The organism is Paraburkholderia sp. SECH4, assembly GCF_030511745.1.
GTDB lineage: Bacteria > Pseudomonadota > Gammaproteobacteria > Burkholderiales > Burkholderiaceae > Paraburkholderia > Paraburkholderia madseniana.
Window position 1 is genome coordinate 64,332 of the sequence record NZ_JALOCP010000035.1, and the last position, 17,789, is coordinate 82,120.

The 17,789-nt window shown below is 60.8% G+C and carries 13 protein-coding genes and 1 pseudogene; 9 read left to right on the forward strand and 5 right to left on the reverse strand.

Annotation, left to right across the window (positions count from 1 at the left end; translation table 11 throughout):
* The first annotated feature begins 2 nt into the window (after positions 1 to 2).
* From bioB to M0D67_RS33175, 3 genes are all read left to right on the forward strand, one after another.
* The gene (bioB, locus tag M0D67_RS33165; protein WP_154564051.1) at positions 3 to 1,046 is read left to right on the forward strand and encodes a biotin synthase BioB; all 1,044 of its coding nucleotides are present in this window, start codon (positions 3 to 5) and stop codon (positions 1,044 to 1,046) included.
* A 936-nt stretch (positions 1,047 to 1,982) separates the two neighbouring features.
* Complete coding sequence (locus tag M0D67_RS33170; protein WP_154564049.1) at positions 1,983 to 3,356, forward strand: FAD-binding oxidoreductase; 1,374 nt, start codon at positions 1,983 to 1,985, stop codon at positions 3,354 to 3,356.
* Between the two features lie 31 nt (positions 3,357 to 3,387).
* Positions 3,388 to 4,815, forward strand: coding sequence for a cytochrome P450 (locus tag M0D67_RS33175; protein WP_154564047.1), 1,428 nt, complete (start codon positions 3,388 to 3,390; stop codon positions 4,813 to 4,815).
* A 670-nt stretch (positions 4,816 to 5,485) separates the two neighbouring features.
* On the opposite strand, the gene M0D67_RS33180 is transcribed toward M0D67_RS33175, so the two are convergent.
* A complete protein-coding gene (locus M0D67_RS33180; protein ID WP_154564045.1) occupies positions 5,486 to 6,490 on the reverse strand; it encodes a serine protease in 1,005 nt (334 codons plus the stop codon).
* Between the two features lie 313 nt (positions 6,491 to 6,803).
* On the reverse strand, positions 6,804 to 7,022 hold the full coding sequence (locus tag M0D67_RS33185; RefSeq protein ID WP_154564043.1) for a hypothetical protein: 219 nt from the start codon (positions 7,020 to 7,022) through the stop codon (positions 6,804 to 6,806).
* On the opposite strand from M0D67_RS33185, the pseudogene M0D67_RS33190 reads away from it, so the two are divergent.
* A pseudogene (locus M0D67_RS33190) lies at positions 6,979 to 7,180 on the forward strand (transposase); the annotation flags it as partial. The gene M0D67_RS33185 and the pseudogene M0D67_RS33190 sit on opposite strands and share 44 nt — an antisense overlap.
* 327 nt (positions 7,181 to 7,507) lie before the next feature.
* On the opposite strand, the gene M0D67_RS33195 reads toward M0D67_RS33190, so the two are convergent.
* Entirely contained in the window at positions 7,508 to 9,172 is a 1,665-nt protein-coding gene (locus M0D67_RS33195) for an alpha-amylase family protein (protein ID WP_154564041.1), read from the reverse strand.
* Positions 9,173 to 9,220: 48 nt separating this feature from the next.
* Between M0D67_RS33195 and M0D67_RS33200 the strand changes: the two genes are divergently transcribed.
* Positions 9,221 to 10,798, forward strand: a complete 1,578-nt coding sequence (locus tag M0D67_RS33200) for an alpha-amylase family glycosyl hydrolase (RefSeq protein ID WP_154564039.1) — start codon at positions 9,221 to 9,223, stop codon at positions 10,796 to 10,798.
* A 565-nt stretch (positions 10,799 to 11,363) separates the two neighbouring features.
* Here the strand turns inward: M0D67_RS33200 and M0D67_RS33205 are convergent.
* Positions 11,364 to 12,326 carry a D-glycerate dehydrogenase gene (locus tag M0D67_RS33205; RefSeq protein WP_154564037.1) on the reverse strand — a complete coding sequence of 321 codons (963 nt, stop codon included), beginning with the start codon at positions 12,324 to 12,326 and terminating at the stop codon, positions 11,364 to 11,366.
* 310 nt (positions 12,327 to 12,636) lie between these two features.
* On the opposite strand from M0D67_RS33205, the gene M0D67_RS33210 reads away from it, so the two are divergent.
* The 4 genes from M0D67_RS33210 (at position 12,637) to M0D67_RS33225 (ending at position 16,535) form a co-directional block, all read left to right on the forward strand.
* Positions 12,637 to 13,395 carry an SDR family oxidoreductase gene (locus M0D67_RS33210; protein WP_154564035.1) on the forward strand — a complete coding sequence of 253 codons (759 nt, stop codon included), beginning with the start codon at positions 12,637 to 12,639 and terminating at the stop codon, positions 13,393 to 13,395.
* Between the two features lie 54 nt (positions 13,396 to 13,449).
* Positions 13,450 to 14,766 (forward strand): MFS transporter, encoded by a 1,317-nt coding sequence (locus tag M0D67_RS33215; RefSeq protein ID WP_154564033.1) that lies wholly within the window; start codon positions 13,450 to 13,452, stop codon positions 14,764 to 14,766.
* 26 nt (positions 14,767 to 14,792) lie between these two features.
* Positions 14,793 to 15,182, forward strand: a complete 390-nt coding sequence (locus tag M0D67_RS33220; RefSeq protein WP_154564031.1) for a VOC family protein — start codon at positions 14,793 to 14,795, stop codon at positions 15,180 to 15,182.
* A gap of 108 nt (positions 15,183 to 15,290) precedes the next feature.
* Positions 15,291 to 16,535: a citrate synthase gene (locus tag M0D67_RS33225; RefSeq protein ID WP_154564029.1), complete on the forward strand. Its 1,245-nt coding sequence runs from the start codon at positions 15,291 to 15,293 to the stop codon at positions 16,533 to 16,535.
* Positions 16,536 to 16,941: 406 nt separating this feature from the next.
* Here M0D67_RS33225 and M0D67_RS33230 read toward each other — a convergent pair.
* A partial coding sequence (locus tag M0D67_RS33230) for an IS1182 family transposase (protein WP_266241105.1) occupies positions 16,942 to 17,789 on the reverse strand: 848 nt, incomplete at its 5' end.

A 17,789-nucleotide genomic window follows, 5' to 3' on the forward strand; every position in this document is an offset into this window, starting at 1 on the left:
TCATGAAACCCATTGCCATCGTCTCCCTTGCCTCGCTGCGCGCCGGGGCCGCCGCAGTAACCGCCGCCACTGCCGCCGCGCAAGCGCGCGAGTCAGGTACCGTTGCGCGGTGGAGCGTGGAGGCCATCCTGGCGCTCTACGGCCTGCCCTTCATGGACCTGATGTTTCGTGCCCAGGAGGTGCATCGGCAGCATTTCAACTCCAATGAGGTGCAGTTGTCGACGCTACTTTCGATCAAGACCGGGGGATGTGCGGAAGACTGCGGCTATTGCCCTCAATCGGCTCATTTCGAAACGGGCGTAGAGGCCAGCAAGCTGATGCCGCTTGAAGAGGTCGTTGCCGCCGCCAACGCGGCCAAGGCCCAGGGTGCAACGCGCTTCTGCATGGGGGCGGCCTGGCGCAGTCCCAAGGAGCGTGACATGGAACGCGTTTCCGCCATGATCCGTGAGGTGAAGGCGTTGGGCATGGAGACCTGCGTGACGCTCGGCATGCTCAACGCGGACCAGGCGAATGGGCTGAAAGAGGCAGGGCTGGACTACTACAACCACAACCTCGATACCGCGCCGGAGTTCTATGAGCGCATCATCAGCACGCGCACCTACCAGGATCGCCTCGACACCCTGACGCACGTGCGCGACGCCGGCATTCATGTGTGTTGCGGCGGCATCGTTGGGCTGGGCGAATCGCGCGAGCAACGCGCCGGGCTGATTGCGCAACTCGCCAATCTCGACCCCTATCCCGAATCGGTGCCGATCAACAACCTGGTGCAGGTGGACGGCACCCCGCTGGCCGGCACCGCGCCCATCGACCCGTTCGAGTTCGTGCGGACCATCGCCGTCGCCCGTATCACCATGCCGCAGACCATGGTGCGGCTGTCCGCCGGCAGGGAGGCAATGCACGAATCCATGCAGGCGCTGTGCTTCCTCGCGGGCGCAAACTCCGTCTTCTATGGGGACAAGCTGTTGACCACGGCCAATCCGCAGTCACAACGGGACCAGGCCCTGTTCGCCAGGTTGGGGATGCGCACCTCGGGACAGGCCGCATGAGAGCCGCGGTAGTTGCCACCCGGACAGATCTGCCGGCTGCCTGCCGCCCATTGTCAACGCCGCTTTCCTGAACGATCCCTACCCCGCATATCGTGATCTGCGGGAAGCTGAAGTGCCCGCGCCTTGATTTAGTGGCGCCGCCATCACCATTGAAGGTGGCCAGCCATACACGGCTTTTTCAGTCCCTTACGTTGCCCCTCCGAGATTCGCGCGCAGAGCGCCGGCGCCTTGAGTCTGCTGACAAGCGGAAACTTCGCCGGCGAGGAAAATTTGCGCGGTCCGTGCACTCGGAGTGCGGCGTTATCATGCATATGTCCAGTGTTGATCATAGAGCAGCCATTCAAGCATGCGTTCCGAACGGCGGGTCGTGGCCGAACTGAGCCGCATGACGTCCGGCTCAGTTCGACCCACTTCGGCCGAGCGACTCAACGCGACCATAACGGCGGCTTCTAGCATTCAACAGCCGCTCGCGGATTGGCTGAGTACCGGACATGCGAGTACGCCCGTCGCGAAACCCAAGTCCTTGCGGGCCAGCCCTGCCGCGTCTGCAAAGGGAGGGGTCTCCCCGCGGCAACAATCGGCGCGATTGTGAACATTAGTGTGAGCGTGGTTTCTGAACCTTTTTATCCCTGCATGCCGCTTCCAATGGCAGCGTGAGCCGACGAGTGACGAGCTAAGTGCTGGCTACTGAGACGGAACATTACTCTTCGATTTTGAGCCGCAACCATCGATCGGTACCGTGGTCGATCTGCACGATGCGGACCACGTGCTCCAAGGAGAACTACGTCTGACGTCTGTTCCTGAGAGCGGAGAAACGAGTGGCGGATTGCGGCTCGCATTAGTCTGCATGTGCTGTCGGTGGCGCCCTATAACAAACAAGCTACACAACTTCAACGCGACCGCATATGACTTGGGGCGGCTTCGAGGAGAAAACCCATGCTACCGATCCGATCCCTGGCCGACGCAGAGGCCGAGCTTGCTGCCACCTTCCGGGGGCAGATTCTGAAACCCATGGACGCCGGTTACGAAGATGCGAGAAAGGTTCACAACGGCCTGGTCGACAAGCGCCCCGCCTTGATCGCCAGATGTCAAGGCGTGGCCGACGTTGTCGGAGCCCTCGATGTCACCCGCAGGCTCGGCCTTGAGGTTGCAGTTCGCGGCGGCGGGCACAACGTGGCGGGACGGGCGACGATTGATGATGGGGTGGTGGTCGATCTCTCGTCGATGAAAGGCATCCACGTCGATCCAGAAAGCAGAACAGTCTGGGCGCAAGGCGGCGTTACCTGGGGCGAGCTCAATCGCGAGACGCAGTTGCATGGCCTGGCCGTCACCGGTGGCGTCGTCTCAAGCACGGGCATTGCCGGGCTTACTCTCGGGGGTGGGGTGGGCTGGCTGATGGGCAAATACGGCCTGGCACTCGATAATCTGCGAGCTGTGGATCTCGTCACAGCCGACGGCAAGGTGTTGCGGGCGAGCAAGGACCGGGAGCCTGAGCTGTTCTGGGCTCTTCGAGGCGGCGGCGGAAACTTCGGCGTCGCCACGAGCTTCGAGTATGAACTTCACCCAGTTGGGCCGACCATTATGGGCGGCCCGATCGTCCACCCGATCGAACGCGCGCGCGCCCTGCTGGAATTTTTCCGCGACATTGCGCCATCGCTACCTGATGAGCAGACGTTGTACGCAACACTGACGCATGCGCCGGACGGGTCCGGCAAGGAAGTGGCTGCCTTGGTCGCTAGCCATTGTGGGTCGTTGGAAGACGCCGAAGGAGCCATGCGGCCGCTGAAACAGTTCGCGCATCCTATCGTGGATGCCGTTGGGCCGATGCCTTACTGCCAGCTCAACAGGATGCTCGACGCCAATTTCCCGAAAGGCGCTCTTAACTATTGGAAGTCCAGCTTCCTCACAGAGCTGAGTGACGCCGCGATTGAGGCCATGATCAGATGCTTCGCGCGATGCCCGACGACGAAGGGTCAACTGCTTCTCGAACATTTCCACGGCGCGGTAACCCGCGTAGATGTTAGCGACACCGCGTTCCCGCACCGCCGCGAGGGCTATAACTTCCTGGTGCTCGCTCAATGGTTGCAAGCGGAGGAGTCCCACGCATGCGTCGCGTGGGCTCGCGAAACGTACGAAGAGATGCAGCCTTTCTTTGCCGCGGGTCGCTATGTCAACTATCTGGACGACGATGACACGGGCGAGCCGATTGCAGCATACGGTCCCAATTACCGACGGCTTCAGCAGATCAAGGCCAGGTACGATCCGACAAACTTCTTCCACATGAATCAGAACATCCGGCCGCTGGCCTGATGGGGGCGTGGCGGGCAAAGCGGAGGAAAGCATGGCAGACCTTCATCTCAACACGAATGAGGTTTCGCGAACTGTCGCAGATCTGCCTGGCCCACCCGGCTTGCCCCTGCTGGGAAACCTGTTTCAGATGGCGCCCGCAAAACTCCACGTGACCCTGGAGCGATGGGCCGGGCAGTACGGTTCACCGTTCAGGGTCCAACTCGGCACGATTCCGATAACAGTCTGGACGGAGGCGGAGCTGTTTCAGACTGTCATGCGCGAGCGTCCGAACCTGTACCGGCGTTTTTCGCCGATAGAATCCGCAATGACAGAACTTGGCGGAAACGGGCTCTTCTCTGCCGAAGGCCCTGCCTGGGAACCGCAGCGCCGGCTGATCATGCGTGCGCTGTCCTTTTCCAATATCAAGTCCTTCTATCCGGCGCTATCGTCGATTACCCAGCGTTTCCTCGTTCGCCTCCAGAGCGCCGCAAAGGATAATAGAACGGTAGAAATGGCGGACGAACTTAAGCGCTATACCGTGGACGTGACAAGTACGCTCGCCTTCGGCGAGGATCCGCATACGCTTGAGCAGGAGCGCGGTGTGATACAGGAACAGCTGGCGCTGATACTGCCGGCGCTCATGAGACGTGTCACAGCGCTATTTCCATACTGGCGCTATGTCTCGCTACCGGAAGACCGGCGGCTCGCGCGTGCAATGGTGGAAGTGCATGGTTACATTAAAAAAATGATTGAACGAGCACAGGACCGTATGCGACAGTCTCGTGATTCGCCGCCGCACAATCTGCTCGAAGCCATGCTTGCGGCGCGCAATGAGCCCGATTCAACGGTAACCGACGAACTGGTCTCGGCCAACGTCCTGACGCTGCTGGTCGCGGGCGAAGATACGACGGCAAATGCAATTGCCTGGGCGCTAATGTACATTGCTGCGGATTTACCTTTGCAGCATCGGCTCTTTGAACAATCATCTGCAGCACTCGGTGGATCCCCGGTCTGTCCGGACTACGATGCACTAAAGCACCTCGATCTTTGTGAGGCGGTGTGCAGCGAGGCCCTACGACTGCGGCCCGTTGCAGCGATACAGACGTTCGAGCCGCTATCCGATGTGTGCTTAGATGGTGTTGCCATACCTGCGGGAACGCGCATGTTCTTCCTAACGCGCCCGAGCATGCTGGACCCGCAGAATTTCGTGCATCCGGAGGTATTCAACCCTGACCGCTGGAAGCATCCCCGGGATCCGTCTGACGGTGCGCATGAACAGAAGGCTTACCTGACATTCGGCGCGGGCCCACGAGTTTGTCCGGGCCGCTATCTGGCAGGCGTCGAGATGAGACTCGTGATATCAATGTTGATGAAGCATTTCAGAGTCGAACTGGCAATCGACCCGGAGGAAATTGAAGAGATTTCTGCCTTTACGATGGTGCCGAATAGAATGCCAGTGAAGCTTCACCCCGTCACCTGAGTTGCCGACGGCTGACAGAGATCGGCTGAATCATGCCTCGGCTCACGCCACGTGCTCCAAACCGTTGGACCTAGGGCAGTTCAGACTCACGAAATGAGGGAAAATCTGGCATCGCAAACCTGCGATTCATCTAGTTGCTGGACTGAAGTCAGCAAAGCCCGTCAAGGCCGTCGGCGAATGGTCGCGCCAGCGGCTGCTAAGGCCGAATTGTGCGCGTACCTCGTCCGTCAGGTTCCGGAGTAATGCAGCCATTCCAACTGCAAGTTTCCCCGCTCGCCGAACGTCTGGATGTGGCCGCGTTTTGCCTTACGTTGCTTGTTTCCCGCCACGAGTCTGCCCAGTCTTTAAGAGCTTGGTCTTGGAAGACTGTACGTCCCGAAAACCTATGAGATCTCTAGACACGGACATGGTTGATGCGGTAACCCGGCCAGCGACGGCTTCCGCCGAGAGGAAGTGTCGCGCCAGTTGAGAAGTTGTCTCGGCTACGTTGAACGACGCGAGCGTCCTGCGACGAGTCCCGGGCGGCGCTGCGGGCGCACGCATCCTATGTAAATTGGCGCAACGGACGCGGCTCAACCGGCCACGCCATGAACGGAGCCCCCTTCATTTGCCGGCGACGTGTGTTATTCCCGGCCCGCTCTCATCGCGCGTGAATCAGACCGACCGCGTGTCAGGGGAACGCGGTAAGCGCCTCCTTCACCAAATTGACGATGTCGACTCCGCCACCGGCAAGGTTGGTGCTCGGGTTCTGCGCGCTCTGCACGCCTGTCACGCTCGGGCCCTTGTCACCGGTCCACCAGCCGAAGAACGGCCCGCCGGACTGCCCCGGGAAAACGTCGGCGCGTTGCTCCTCGGCCTCGTCCGTCGTGCTTCCGTCCGTTTTGTCGATAGCGATGCCGTTCTGGAATGTAGGTCGCCTGCCGCCGCTGATGTCCGCCGGATAGCCGATATGACTCCAGACCGTCTGGCCGTTCCAAGCGGGCGAATATCCTCGCGTGCCCATCCAGCCACAGACGTCTCCGAGGCGATTGCTCAGCACGAGGACGACGTAGTCCTCCTCGATGTCGTCGATGCCAACGTTCGGGCCGACCACCTTGCGATACGCGTACCAGTGCACGATGGCGGAATTGCCGAACGGCGCGTTGCCGTCGAACGATGACGGCGTGAACGTCACCTGATTGACTGTGCCGTCAGCGTTCCAGGTCATCATGTGCGAGGCGCACAGCAAATGGCGCGGGCCGACCAGACATCCGCTGCCGAAGCCGCCGCCGAGGTCCACCTTGCCGACCGTGCTCCACGGGTACGCCGTGTCGGAAAAGACAATTCTCTGATCCGGGGGAAATATGGTGGTCGTGCGGTATTTTCCCGGGGGCAGGTCAAGATGGAGATCGAAGAATCCGTGACGCCGGAATCGCTCGTCGAGCGCCGGACGGTGCGGATTGAAAGCAATGTGCTCCGGCACATGAGGCGCGAGCACCGCATCGCCGGACGCCTGAGCGCGCACTTCCGCGCGGTTGAGCAACGTGCCCTTCACTGGTGCGGGAAAAGCCCGCTCTCCCGCTATGGCGGGGATCACCGGCGGCTCGAATGAGATCGGCGCCGCCGCCCGGCGCGCCGCGGCGCGAGGCTTTAATTGCTGCTCGAGTTCGCTCATGGTCATGGGTTTATCAGTCATGTCAAGTCTCGCATAGTGAGTTGCTCGTTTGGCAAGCCCCCGTTGATGTCGGGCACCGCCGCGACGAGGCGTCGGGCCGGGCCGCGTGTGCGACCCGGTTCGGCTCCGCCTCGGACTGCGGCCAGTCAGACAACGCCGCGGTCAGCCTTAGAACGATGGATGCGCACGCGTTTTGAACAAGAGCCTGCCCGACAATGAAACACTATCCGTCGTCGTGCCGAAGATCGTCGGAATCCCTGGCATCGGGATCCTAAGCGTTCGACCGTTCGCTCGCGAGCCATCGCGCTACGCCGACGATCGGAGTCTCATCGCATCACGGCGCGAGAATGAAAATCCGGCTTACGGAAACCATCTGCACCTGCGACAACTGAAACACCATCAGCATGCCTGATTTATCGCCCGCTCCTGATTTGCCACTGTCACCCGATCGTTCGCGGAACGTATTGCGGTCATTCTTGTTGGTCTCCACGAACGGCTTGACGTAGTGCGGACTGTCGATGAAAGAAGGCCCGGTGGTTGACGCGACGATCATCGAAGCGCCACCGTCGACCAAGGACGCCGAGAAGAGTCGTGACCCTAGATGCATCAAACGAAGAAGGGAAACGAATGGCACTTTGGGATGAAGCCCACATTGGCGTCGATGCCGATTCGGGCCTGATCGACGGTGTGGTTGGCACGGCGGCCAACGATGCAACTGTTCCGGCAGCAGATTCCGCTGCCTTGCATGGGAGCGAAACCACTTCGACCATTCTGATGTACGTCGCTCGGTGTTCCCGCTGTTACGCGCTGACGCAACAGCCTCCTTCGCGGGTCACTTGCCGGTGACGCAATGTTATTCAGGGATATGGTCGAAATTCTCGCGTTCAGCATCGGGCGGCTTTCGGAGTTAACCAGCCGTTCGAAGGACCGCTCTATGTGACGCACGAATGGCAGAAACTGGCCCGGTCCCCGCCCGCCGGCAACAAGCAGACCTCGACCTCCGCTAGCCATTCGCTCGACTGGCGGACGGTCACACACCTAAACCTCGCTTCGCTTCAGCAGGTAATCGAGGCCGCCCACCCGATACCATCGATACCCGTACGGCTCGAGCACTACGGTATGCCGCCCGCCATCGGCTTCCACACTGTGGTCGTCGGAGAGGAGGTTGATGAGGCGGTTTTCGCCCTGCCCGCTGCAGCCCGAGCGGAACTTCACCGTGCAGGCCTCGGGTCCGAAGTTATGCACGCAGATCACCGAGTTGTTTCGCCAGTCGTAGCGCAGCGCGAGGACCTCGTTGCGCGATGTACGCAGGACCGCGAAATCGCCCCAGCTTATTTCCGGCACTTCCCGGCGCATGCGGATCACGCGCTCGGTCCAGTTCAGGAACGAATTCGGGTCCCGCCGCTGGCTGGCGACGTTCACTCGCTCGAAACCGTAAGCGCCGCCCGATATGACCCGGCACGACGGCTTCGGGTGCTTCGTGAAGCCGCCATGGGGTTCGGTCGACCATTGCATGGGGGTGCGCGTACATTCGCGCTCCGGCAGGCGCAGGTCGTCGCCCATGCCGATTTCATCGCCGTAGCGAAATACCGGCGTACCTGGCGAGGTCAGCATCAGGCTGTAAGCGAGCTCGAGACGGCGCCTGTCGCCAGAGAGCATCGGCGCAAGCCTGCGGCGAATGCCGCGCTCGTATAGCTGCATGTCGGGGTCCGGGCCGAACGCGGCGAACACGGCGGCGCGCTGGTCGGGCGTCAGACGGCCCAGATCCAGTTCGTCGTGATTGCGCAGGAATACACCCCATTGAGCGGTCGCGGGACGTGGTTTCGTCGCTGTCAGCGCTTTCTTCAAAGGACCCGTATCGCCGGTCGCGAGGGTGTAAAACGTGTTCTGGTTGACCTGGAAATTGAACATCATCTGCAGGCGCTCGCCGTCGTCGCCGAAATAATCGAGGTCGGTATCGGGCAATACATTCGCTTCGGCGAGGATGATCGCGTCGCCCTTGCGCCATTGCAGAAACTCGCGGAAGGTCCGCAACATGTCGTATTGCTCGACGGGCTTGCGTACTTTCGGGCCCTTCGTGGCAATCACGAACGGCACGGCGTCCATCCGGAATCCCGACACGCCGAGCTGGATCCAGAAGCCCATCACCTGGAGCAACTCGGCCTGCACATGTGGGTTCGCGGTGTTCAGGTCCGGCTGGAAGTCATAGAAGCGATGGAAAAACCAGCGTTTGGCCTGCTTATCGTAGGTCCAGGTCGATTTCTGAACGCCGGGAAATACCACCCCGTCTTTAGCGTTCGGCGGTTGCTTGTCGGCCCATACATACCAGTCGCGATACTTCGAGTCAGGATCGCTGCGTGCTTCCTTGAACCACGCGTGCTGATCGGACGTGTGATTGACCACGAGGTCGATCATCACGCGCAAGCCGCGCTCGCGGCACGCATGCGAGAACTCGGCGAAGTCCCCCAGGGTGCCGTATTTCGGGTCGACGTTGTAGTAATCGGAGATGTCGTAGCCGTTGTCGCGGCCAGGCGACGGCTGGAAAGGCATCAGCCAGATGGTCGTGGCGCCGAGCCCCTGAAGGTAGTCGAGCCGGCGGATCAGGCCTTGGAAATCGCCGACGCCATCGCCATTCGCGTCCATGAAAGTGCCGACGGAGAGACAATAGACGATTGCATTCTTGTACCAGAGGTCATTTAGCATACGGTCCGCGCGTGGCTCCAAAACAATCGATCAGTGAGAGGAACAGCAATGCCTGAACTGGTGTGGTGGCAACGCGGCGTGATCTATCAGGTCTATCCGCGCTCGTTTCAGGACACCAATGGCGACGGCATCGGTGACCTGGCGGGCATAAGTGCGCGTCTGGCGTATCTCGCGCTGCTTGGCATCGATGCAGTCTGGATCTCCCCAGTCTACCCGTCACCCATGGCGGATTTCGGTTACGACGTCGCCGACTATTGCAATATCGACCCAATGTTCGGCACGCTCGACGACTTCAAGCAACTTGTGGACCGCGCCCACGGACGCGGGTTGAAAGTGCTGCTCGACTTCGTGCCGAATCATTCGTCGGACCGGCATGTGTGGTTCGAAGCAAGCCGGTCCTCGCGCGACGACCCGAAGCGCGACTGGTATTTGTGGCGCGATCCCGTGCCCGGTGGTGGGCCGCCGAACAACTGGCTGAGCCGGATGGGAGGGTCCGCGTGGCAATGGGATGCGCACACTGGCCAGTATTACTATCACACGTTCTTGCGCGAACAGCCCGACTTGAACTGGCGCAATGCCGAGGTGCGTCGCGCGATGGACGATGTCCTGCGCTTCTGGCTGGATCGCGGCGTGGACGGTTTCCGCGTGGACGTGCTGTGGCTGCTGATCAAGGACGCCCAGTTCCGTGATAACCCGCCCAACCCCGCGTTCCGGCCGGGCGAGCCGGATCATCACCGGCTATTGCAGACTTACACTGAGGATCAGCCGGAGGTGCATGAAATCGTGCGGTCGATGCGTGCCACGCTGGATGAATACGGCGAGCGTGTGTTGATCGGTGAAATCTATCTGCCCGTGCCGCAACTGATGACGTACTACGGCACGAACGGCGATGGTGCCAACATGCCTTTCAATTTCCAGCTCCTGAACCCAGCGTGGAATGCGGCCGATATTGGAAGGATGGTGTCGGATTACGATCGCGCATTGCCGGAGCACGCCTGGCCAAACTCGGTGCTATCCAATCACGACAACCCGCGCGTGGCGTCGCGGCTGGGGGCGGCGCAAGCGCGCGTGGCCGCTGTGCTGCTGTTGACACTGCGCGGGACACCAACGCTCTACTACGGCGATGAAATTGGCATGATCGACGGCGAGATTCCGCCCGACCAGGTTCAGGACCCGGCCGAGCTTCGGCAACCGGGTATCGGTCAGGGCCGAGATCCTGAGCGTACGCCGATGCAATGGGACTCATCCCTGCCCCATGCCGGTTTTACAAGCGGCCAGCCGTGGTTGCCGGTAAGCGCGGCAACCAGCGTTAGCGGCCAGGACGGCGAGGCGTCGAGCATGTTGTCGCTGTATCGCCGGCTGTTGTCAATTCGGCGGAGCAACGCGGCACTCCTGGAAGGCGCGATTGAAAACCTCACCGCGCACGGCGACGTGCTCACTTACGAGCGGCGTTCTGGCGATCAGCGGCTTTTCATGGCGCTAAACACGGGCGCCGCCGACGCCACCACCCCGTTGCCATCAGGCACGGTGCTGTTATCGACTTTCCCCGGCCGCGACGGCGAGTCGATCACGGAAGGCGCAAATCATCTCGCCGCCGGCGAAGCACTGATCATCAGGCTCGCCTGATCGCCGATGGTAGACAGCCCCCGTGCTGGCTCGCTCGTCTGGGCTCCAGGGCTGAACGGCGAGGTATAACGCGCCCGCCGAATTGTTGGCGTTCCAGAAGACGGCGTGCAACGGCCGCTTCTGGCCACGAGGGGCGCGCTACGACGAACTTCCGGTACCGACCCACTCCCGCCCTTCGGCGCGGTGCGAAACCAACGGCTGCTTGCGGTGTACAACGGCCGTTAGTCGATTTTATCGGGAGACGGGCGGTCAGTTCTTCGCCACCGCTCGGAATTAACTTGCGATCGTCTGTCGCGCGCCGTCCTTGACCAGATGGCCATCTCTGCCCAAGGCGCAGACAGACGTGGCAGGTTAGACGGCGTTCAAATCGATTTCGGCCATTACCCCGGCTGGCCGCCTGACATAGGCCGAGCATTAATACCGGGTTGATGCCGATCAACCTCATGAAAGCGGGAAAACGGCGGCACGCTCAAGAACGCTGCAGCGGTGGCCAATCATGCGTCGATGCGTACCACGCCGTTTTTCGACCGGCGTCGCAACGTTACTGCCCCGATGAGGCCGAGCCTTAGACAGGATTCGAGGCGGGCCGCCCTTCCAGCACGGCGGCGACATTATCCAGCGCCGTAAAGCCCATCTGGTCGCGGGTCTCAATCGTTGCGCTGGCCATATGGGGCGTCAGGAACACGTTGTCGAGTTCAGCGAAGCGCTTGTCGACATTGGGCTCGTTCCGGTACACATCCAGACCCGCGCTGAATAGATGACCCGAAGTCAGGGCGTCATAAAGCGCATCTTCGTCCACCAGGCCGCCACGCGCCGCGTTGACAAAAATCGCGCCTGCGGGAAGGAGTCCAAACTCTCTTTTCGTCATGAGTGGAACGGCTCCGCCCGGCACGTGCAGCGTGAGCACCTGGCAGTGCGGCAGCATTTCGTCGAGAGTGGCATAGAAGGTCGCGCCATTCTCCACCGACGGACCCGCACGGTGCATGTCCGTGTAAATCACGCGCATGCCGAATGCCTGCGCACGCTTGGCGACTGCCCGTCCAATACGCCCGAATCCAACGATGCCGAGCGTCTTGTCGTTCACTCGCGTACCCAGCATCTCGGTCATGCCGAACGATTTGCCCCATCCGTTGCGCATGATCCGTTCGTATTCTGAGGCGCGACGGCACGCAGCCAGCAAGAGCAGCATGGAGAAATCGGCCGTGCACTCGGTCAACGCATCGGGTGCGTTCGTGACGACGATTCCCCTTTCACGGGCCGCCGCTACATCCATGTGATCGAAGCCCGCGCTCGCGTTCGCAATGATCTTGACCGTCGAGGGCAGCGCGGCAATGTGTTCCGCCTGCAGGCCGGATTTTTTCCCGATGAGTACGGCCGGCACATCGTGCTTCTTGCAGAAGTCGACGACAGACCACGAGTCCATATCGGCCTCGGTCACGAAGGCATGGAATTCGGCTGCGGCGCGTTTCGCCACGGCTGTGGGAACCCTTCGCGCAATCAACAGGCTGGTGCGTTTATCTTCCGACATGGTTTTTCCTTTGGTAGGCAGACGTCGAGAGACTACGAAATCGCAGACCGGACCGTCAATGTTGATTGGACGAATCAACTCCTCGGTAATGATTAGCCCCTTATTGTTCGCGGCGCCTGCGCGTTGCGATTCGTTTCCGTCTTGCCCCTCTTCCATCTTGCTCGCGGCAACACGCGCATCAGGAAAACCCTGATGCGATCCCGGTCCGCAAGGCCCTCGGATGTTGATTCAATGAATCAAGATTGCTCACCGCATAGCGCGGATGCAACTCTCTTTCCCGTGTTCAATTGAATCGTTGAGAGGAAGTCAAATGTCTGCATCAAAGAAGTTCGCAGCCGTTACGGGCGCCGGCTCCGGCATCGGCCGCAGCGCCGCCCTCGCGCTCGCCAACGCGGGATTCGCCGTCGCGCTGATCGGGCGCAGAGCCGAGCCGCTGCTGGAAACGAAAGAGGCCATCGGCATTGCCGGCGGAGAATCACATGTTTTCCAGGCCAACGTTGCCGACGCCGCGTCGGTCCAGCAGGCGTTTTCGCAGATCGCCGAGGCATTCGGCCGGCTCGACGTGCTCTTCAACAACGCAGGCCGCAACGCGGGGGCCGTCCCCCTTGAGGATTACGAGGTCGATTTCTGGAACGACGTCGTGGCCACCAATCTGACCGGCGTCTTCCTGTGCGCTCGGGCAGCTTATCGCCTGATGAAAGAACAGTCCCCTCAAGGCGGACGAATCATCAACAATGGATCGATCTCAGCCCACTCGCCGAGGCCGCATACCATCGCCTATACGGCAACGAAACATGCGGTCACCGGCATCACCAAATCGATCGCGCTGGACGGACGCGCGTTCAATATCGCCTGCAGCCAGATCGATATCGGCAACGCGGCGACATCGCTCACGGAACGCATGAACCGCGGCGTACTGCAAGCGGATGGCAGCATGGCACCCGAAGCAAGAATGGATGTGACGCACGTGGCGAATGCGGTCGCACACATGGCCAGTCTTCCGCTCGAGGCCAATGTTCTCAACATGACGATCATGGCGACCACGATGCCGTTCGTCGGCCGCGGATAAATCACCCTCGCGCCAACAATAAAAAAACAACTGGCGAATGTTCTGGAGACACCGATGAAAGCCGTAGAGGAACAAACATTGCCGGGCCGAAACCTGGTTTACGCGGATACTGCGAAACGCTCCAGGGTGCGGTACGTCGTGCTCTCGATGCTGCTCGCGGCAACCATCCTCAATTACGTCGACCGGTCGGCGCTGGGCATCGTTGCGCCAGGCCTCTCGAAAGGCCTCGCGCTCGACAAGATGGAGATGGGCGAACTGTTTGCCGGTTTCGGCCTTGCCTATTCCATTGCTCTCGTGCCCGGCGGCATGCTGACCGATATTCTCGGCTCGCGCCTCGCCTATGGGTTGTCCCTCCTCGGCTGGTCATTCGCCACGTTGACGCAGGGTTTCGCGAACGGCTATCAGATGTTGCTCGGATCGCGGCTCGCAATCGGCGCAATGGAGGCGCCGGCGTTCCCTTCGAATGCGCGCTCCGTAACGTTGTGGTTTCCGGCCCGGGAACGTGGCTTCGCGACCAGCGTATATGTCATGGGGCAATACATCGGGACCCCCTTGTTCACCGGCTTGTTGCTGTGGATCTCCGCCGCGTACGGTTGGCGTGCTGTCTTTTTCGTAACGGGCGGCGTCGGTATTCTGTTCAGTCTTCTCTGGTACGGGGTTTACCGCGATCCGCATCAGCACACGGGTGTGAATGCGGCCGAACTGCAGTACATCAATGAAGGCGCCACTGCGGCGCGCAAGCCCCGCGAGAAGTTCGATTGGCGCATGGCACTTAAGCTGCTCGGCTACCGGCAGATTCTCGCGATCTGCATCGGCAAGTTTTGCAACAACACCTTGCTGGTCTTCTTCACCACGTGGTTCATGACCTATCTGATCGAAGCGCGCCACATGTCGATGATCAAGGTCGGGATCTTCCAGGCACTCCCATTTATCGGCGCGACAGTCGGCATTCTGCTTGCTGGTTTCCTCTCGGACTTTTTCATTCGGCGCGGGGTGTCGATTTCCACTGCGCGCAAGGCGCCGCTCATTATCGGCACGCTGCTCGGCGCGTCTATCGTGCTCGTCAATTTCGTCGAGTCTAACGAGGGGGTGATCGCCATCCTGACTATGGCGTTCTTCGCGCAGGGCGTCGGGTCGATGTCGTGGGCCGCCGTCTCCGAAATCGCGCCTCGACAGTACGTGGGACTGACCAGCAGCATCACCAGCCTCGCGGCCAACATCGCGGCCGTCACCACGCCGCTCATGATCGGCTACATCACCCACCACACCGGCCACTTCTATTGGGCGCTCAACCTGATGGGCGCGATATGCCTGCTCGGCGCGCTCTCGTACTCCGTGCTGCTGGGGAAGCTTTCCCGCATCGAACTGTGACGCTTTTGACTATACGGTGAAATCGAATGATTGAATTCAAGTGGGACCATCTGCAACTGTGCTCGGCGGACGCCGAAGCCACTGCCGCGTGGTTTGCGCGCTGCCTGAACGCCGAGATCGTGCGTCGCCCGGGGCGGGTGGATTTGCGCATCGGCAGCATCAACCTTTTCATCACGTCGCTGACGAGCGCCCAAACCGGGCGCCCTCATGGCGAGCGGCAGCAGGGCATTGATCATTTCGGTGTGGTCGTGGACGATATCGACGCCGCGTTCGAGCATCTGTTGCGCTGCGACGCGGAAATCGTCGAGCCGATCAAGCAGGTTCGCCCCGGCGTCAGGGCCTGCTTCGTGCGGTCGCCGGGTGACATTCTCGTCGAGATCCTGGAGCGGCGACCCGTCGAGATGACTTTTACCTGAAAAAACGTCAATATTGGCGCTGGATCGGTCGTGCTCGAATGCACGGCGCGATCCACGTCGTCACTCCCCTGTTGCTCCGTTCCGCTGCAACTCCTTGCTTGCCATCCCATGCGAAACTGGATCACTCTGACTGAAGCGGCTCGACAACTCGGAGTGCAAGCGCAGACTGTCTATGCGTACGTAAGTCGAGGCACCATCGCGGTCATGCCGGATCCGCTCGACCCGCGCAAGAGCCTCTACCGTGCGGAGGACGTCGCCGGTCTGTGCCGCAAAAAGCAGGTGGGACGCAAGCGCGAAGCGCTCGCCGCCGGGACCATATTCGGTGCGGAACCCTGCATTTACAGCAGCATTACCACCTTCTCAAAAGGTCGGCCGTACTACCGGGGGCGGGATAGCATCCGGCTTTCGGACACGGCGACGCTTGAAGCCGTGGCGGCCATTCTCTGGAATGCGCGCGAGCCCGTTTCCTTCGAAACGGGTGACATGCCGCTACAGGGCGACGAACGAGGCAGGCAATGCGCGTTTACATCGCTGGCGGCGCTCGCGGCCTGCGGGCACTCGACCCTCGGACGCACGGACAGCGCACTGCACGTCGAGGCCGGCCGGCTTGTGGCGCTCATCGCGCAAGCGTTTGGCGCGCGCTGTGACGCGAATGCACAGAGAATGCATGAACGATTCGCGCTCGGCTGGGGCCAGGACCGCGATGGCGCTGAGCTCATCCGCCGTGCCTTGGTCCTCGTGGCCGACCATGAGATTACGAGTTCGGCGTTCGCCGCCAGGATTACCGCCTCCACCGGCGCGTCGCTGCCGGGATGCCTGCTTACCGGACTCGCGACTCTCTCGGGCCCGCTGCACGGCGATGCGTCGGGCCGCGTGCGGGCCGTGTTCGACGACGTCGGAAGACTCGGTGCGGAGCACGTGGTTGCCCATCACTTGCAGTCGGCCATTCCGATCCCTGGGTTTGGACATCATTTGTATCCAGACGGCGATCCGAGGGCGGCCGCATTGCTCGAAGTGCTGAATCCGCCTCAAGAGCTCATGTCGTTCATCAACAAGGTGGTTGAGCTGACCGGGCTCAAGCCAAATATCGACGTTGCGCTTGCGGCCCTGGCGGCTCAGCTGGCGTTGCCGCGCGATGCATCGTTCGCGTTGTTCGCAACAGCCCGGAGCGTGGGTCTGCTCGCGCACTGTATTGAGCAACTCCGGGTGAGCAAGGTCATACGGCCACGAGGGCGCTATACCGGGCCCGCGCTGGAAGACGCCGCCCCCGCCTCGCCAGCGGAAGGCGGCGAGAATACGCTCGATCCAGTCACGCTCGACAAGAATCGGGTATTCAAAACGGTTGGGCGCTGAGAGGCCCGTCAAAGCGGATCTTTCCCGAAACGAAATAAACCTCGACGCCAATCGGCTCTCGCCGAAAGGACCGGCTTGTTCCTGCGGACGTACACACTTTGAGCGAAGCGGCGTCGGTAGCTTCGAAAACGTTGCCAGAATGCTTATGACGATGGTGCATGCGACGCCAGACCATGGCCAGACTGCGGACGGAAGGTCTGGAGTCTGCACTGGAGCCGACATTCCAAGCGTTGCATCGAAGTGCGCCCGAGCGGCCGCTCATGGCCCAGAGTGTGTCAAAACGCACAGCCGGCGGAAATTTGAGGGCGCGCTGGCTCGTTGGTAGATTGGGGCGTATCGATTGTGGCACGACAAACGTCAATTCAGTGCCGAATGTATTGCGGAGACGGTGAGTCACATACGGGTTTCACACCCGCATCGCTTTCATAACCGTTTCTGAACCGAGAAGCTTGATAACCCGCTTCATGTTGTAGGCAAGCACGTGCAAGCTCATCTCCGTGCTCACCGGTCCGATAGTACGGGTCAGGAAATGAGTCGCGCCCATCCAGCCCTTGATCGTGCCGAAGGGATGCTCGACGGTCTGTCGTCGGATACGCATCATGTCGGGGGCGAGATCAAGCCGGGCCTGCATCTCTTCGAGCAATCCTTCGTGCTCCCAGCGCGTTACCCGGCGTTCGGTGCTCGGAGTGCATTTGTCTTTCAACGAGCACTGTTGGCACTGCGAACTCCAGTAGCGATCAAACTTCAGGCTACGTTCGGTTGTTGTATAGCGCCATACGAGACGCTCGCCTGCCGGACATCGATACTCGTTCTTCTCGGCATCGTAGATAAAATCGTCTTTGCTGAAGCGGCCGTCAGCGGTCGCGCCCGAGGTCTTTGTCTTAGGAACAAACACCGTGATGCCGGCCTCGTGGCATGCGAGTATCTCTTCGCTCTTGTAGTAACCGCGGTCGGCAACTGCCGTAAGTTTATCAACGCCCATTTCCGTACGCGCCAGCCTGGCCATCGACGTGAGTTGGTCTCGATCAATTCCATCATTGGTGACCTGGTGCGCGACGATCAAATGGTGCTTTGCATCGACCGCTACCTGGACGTTGTAGCCGACGACTCCGGTTCCCCGAGTCTTCATCGAACGCGCGTCCGGGTCCGTGAGCGACACCTGCTTGTCCGGTGCCGCGTCGAGCTTGACTTCGACCTGCTTGAGGATTTGCATCTGCTCCTTGAGAGCCGCAATCTTGTCTTGCAGCCGTTCTG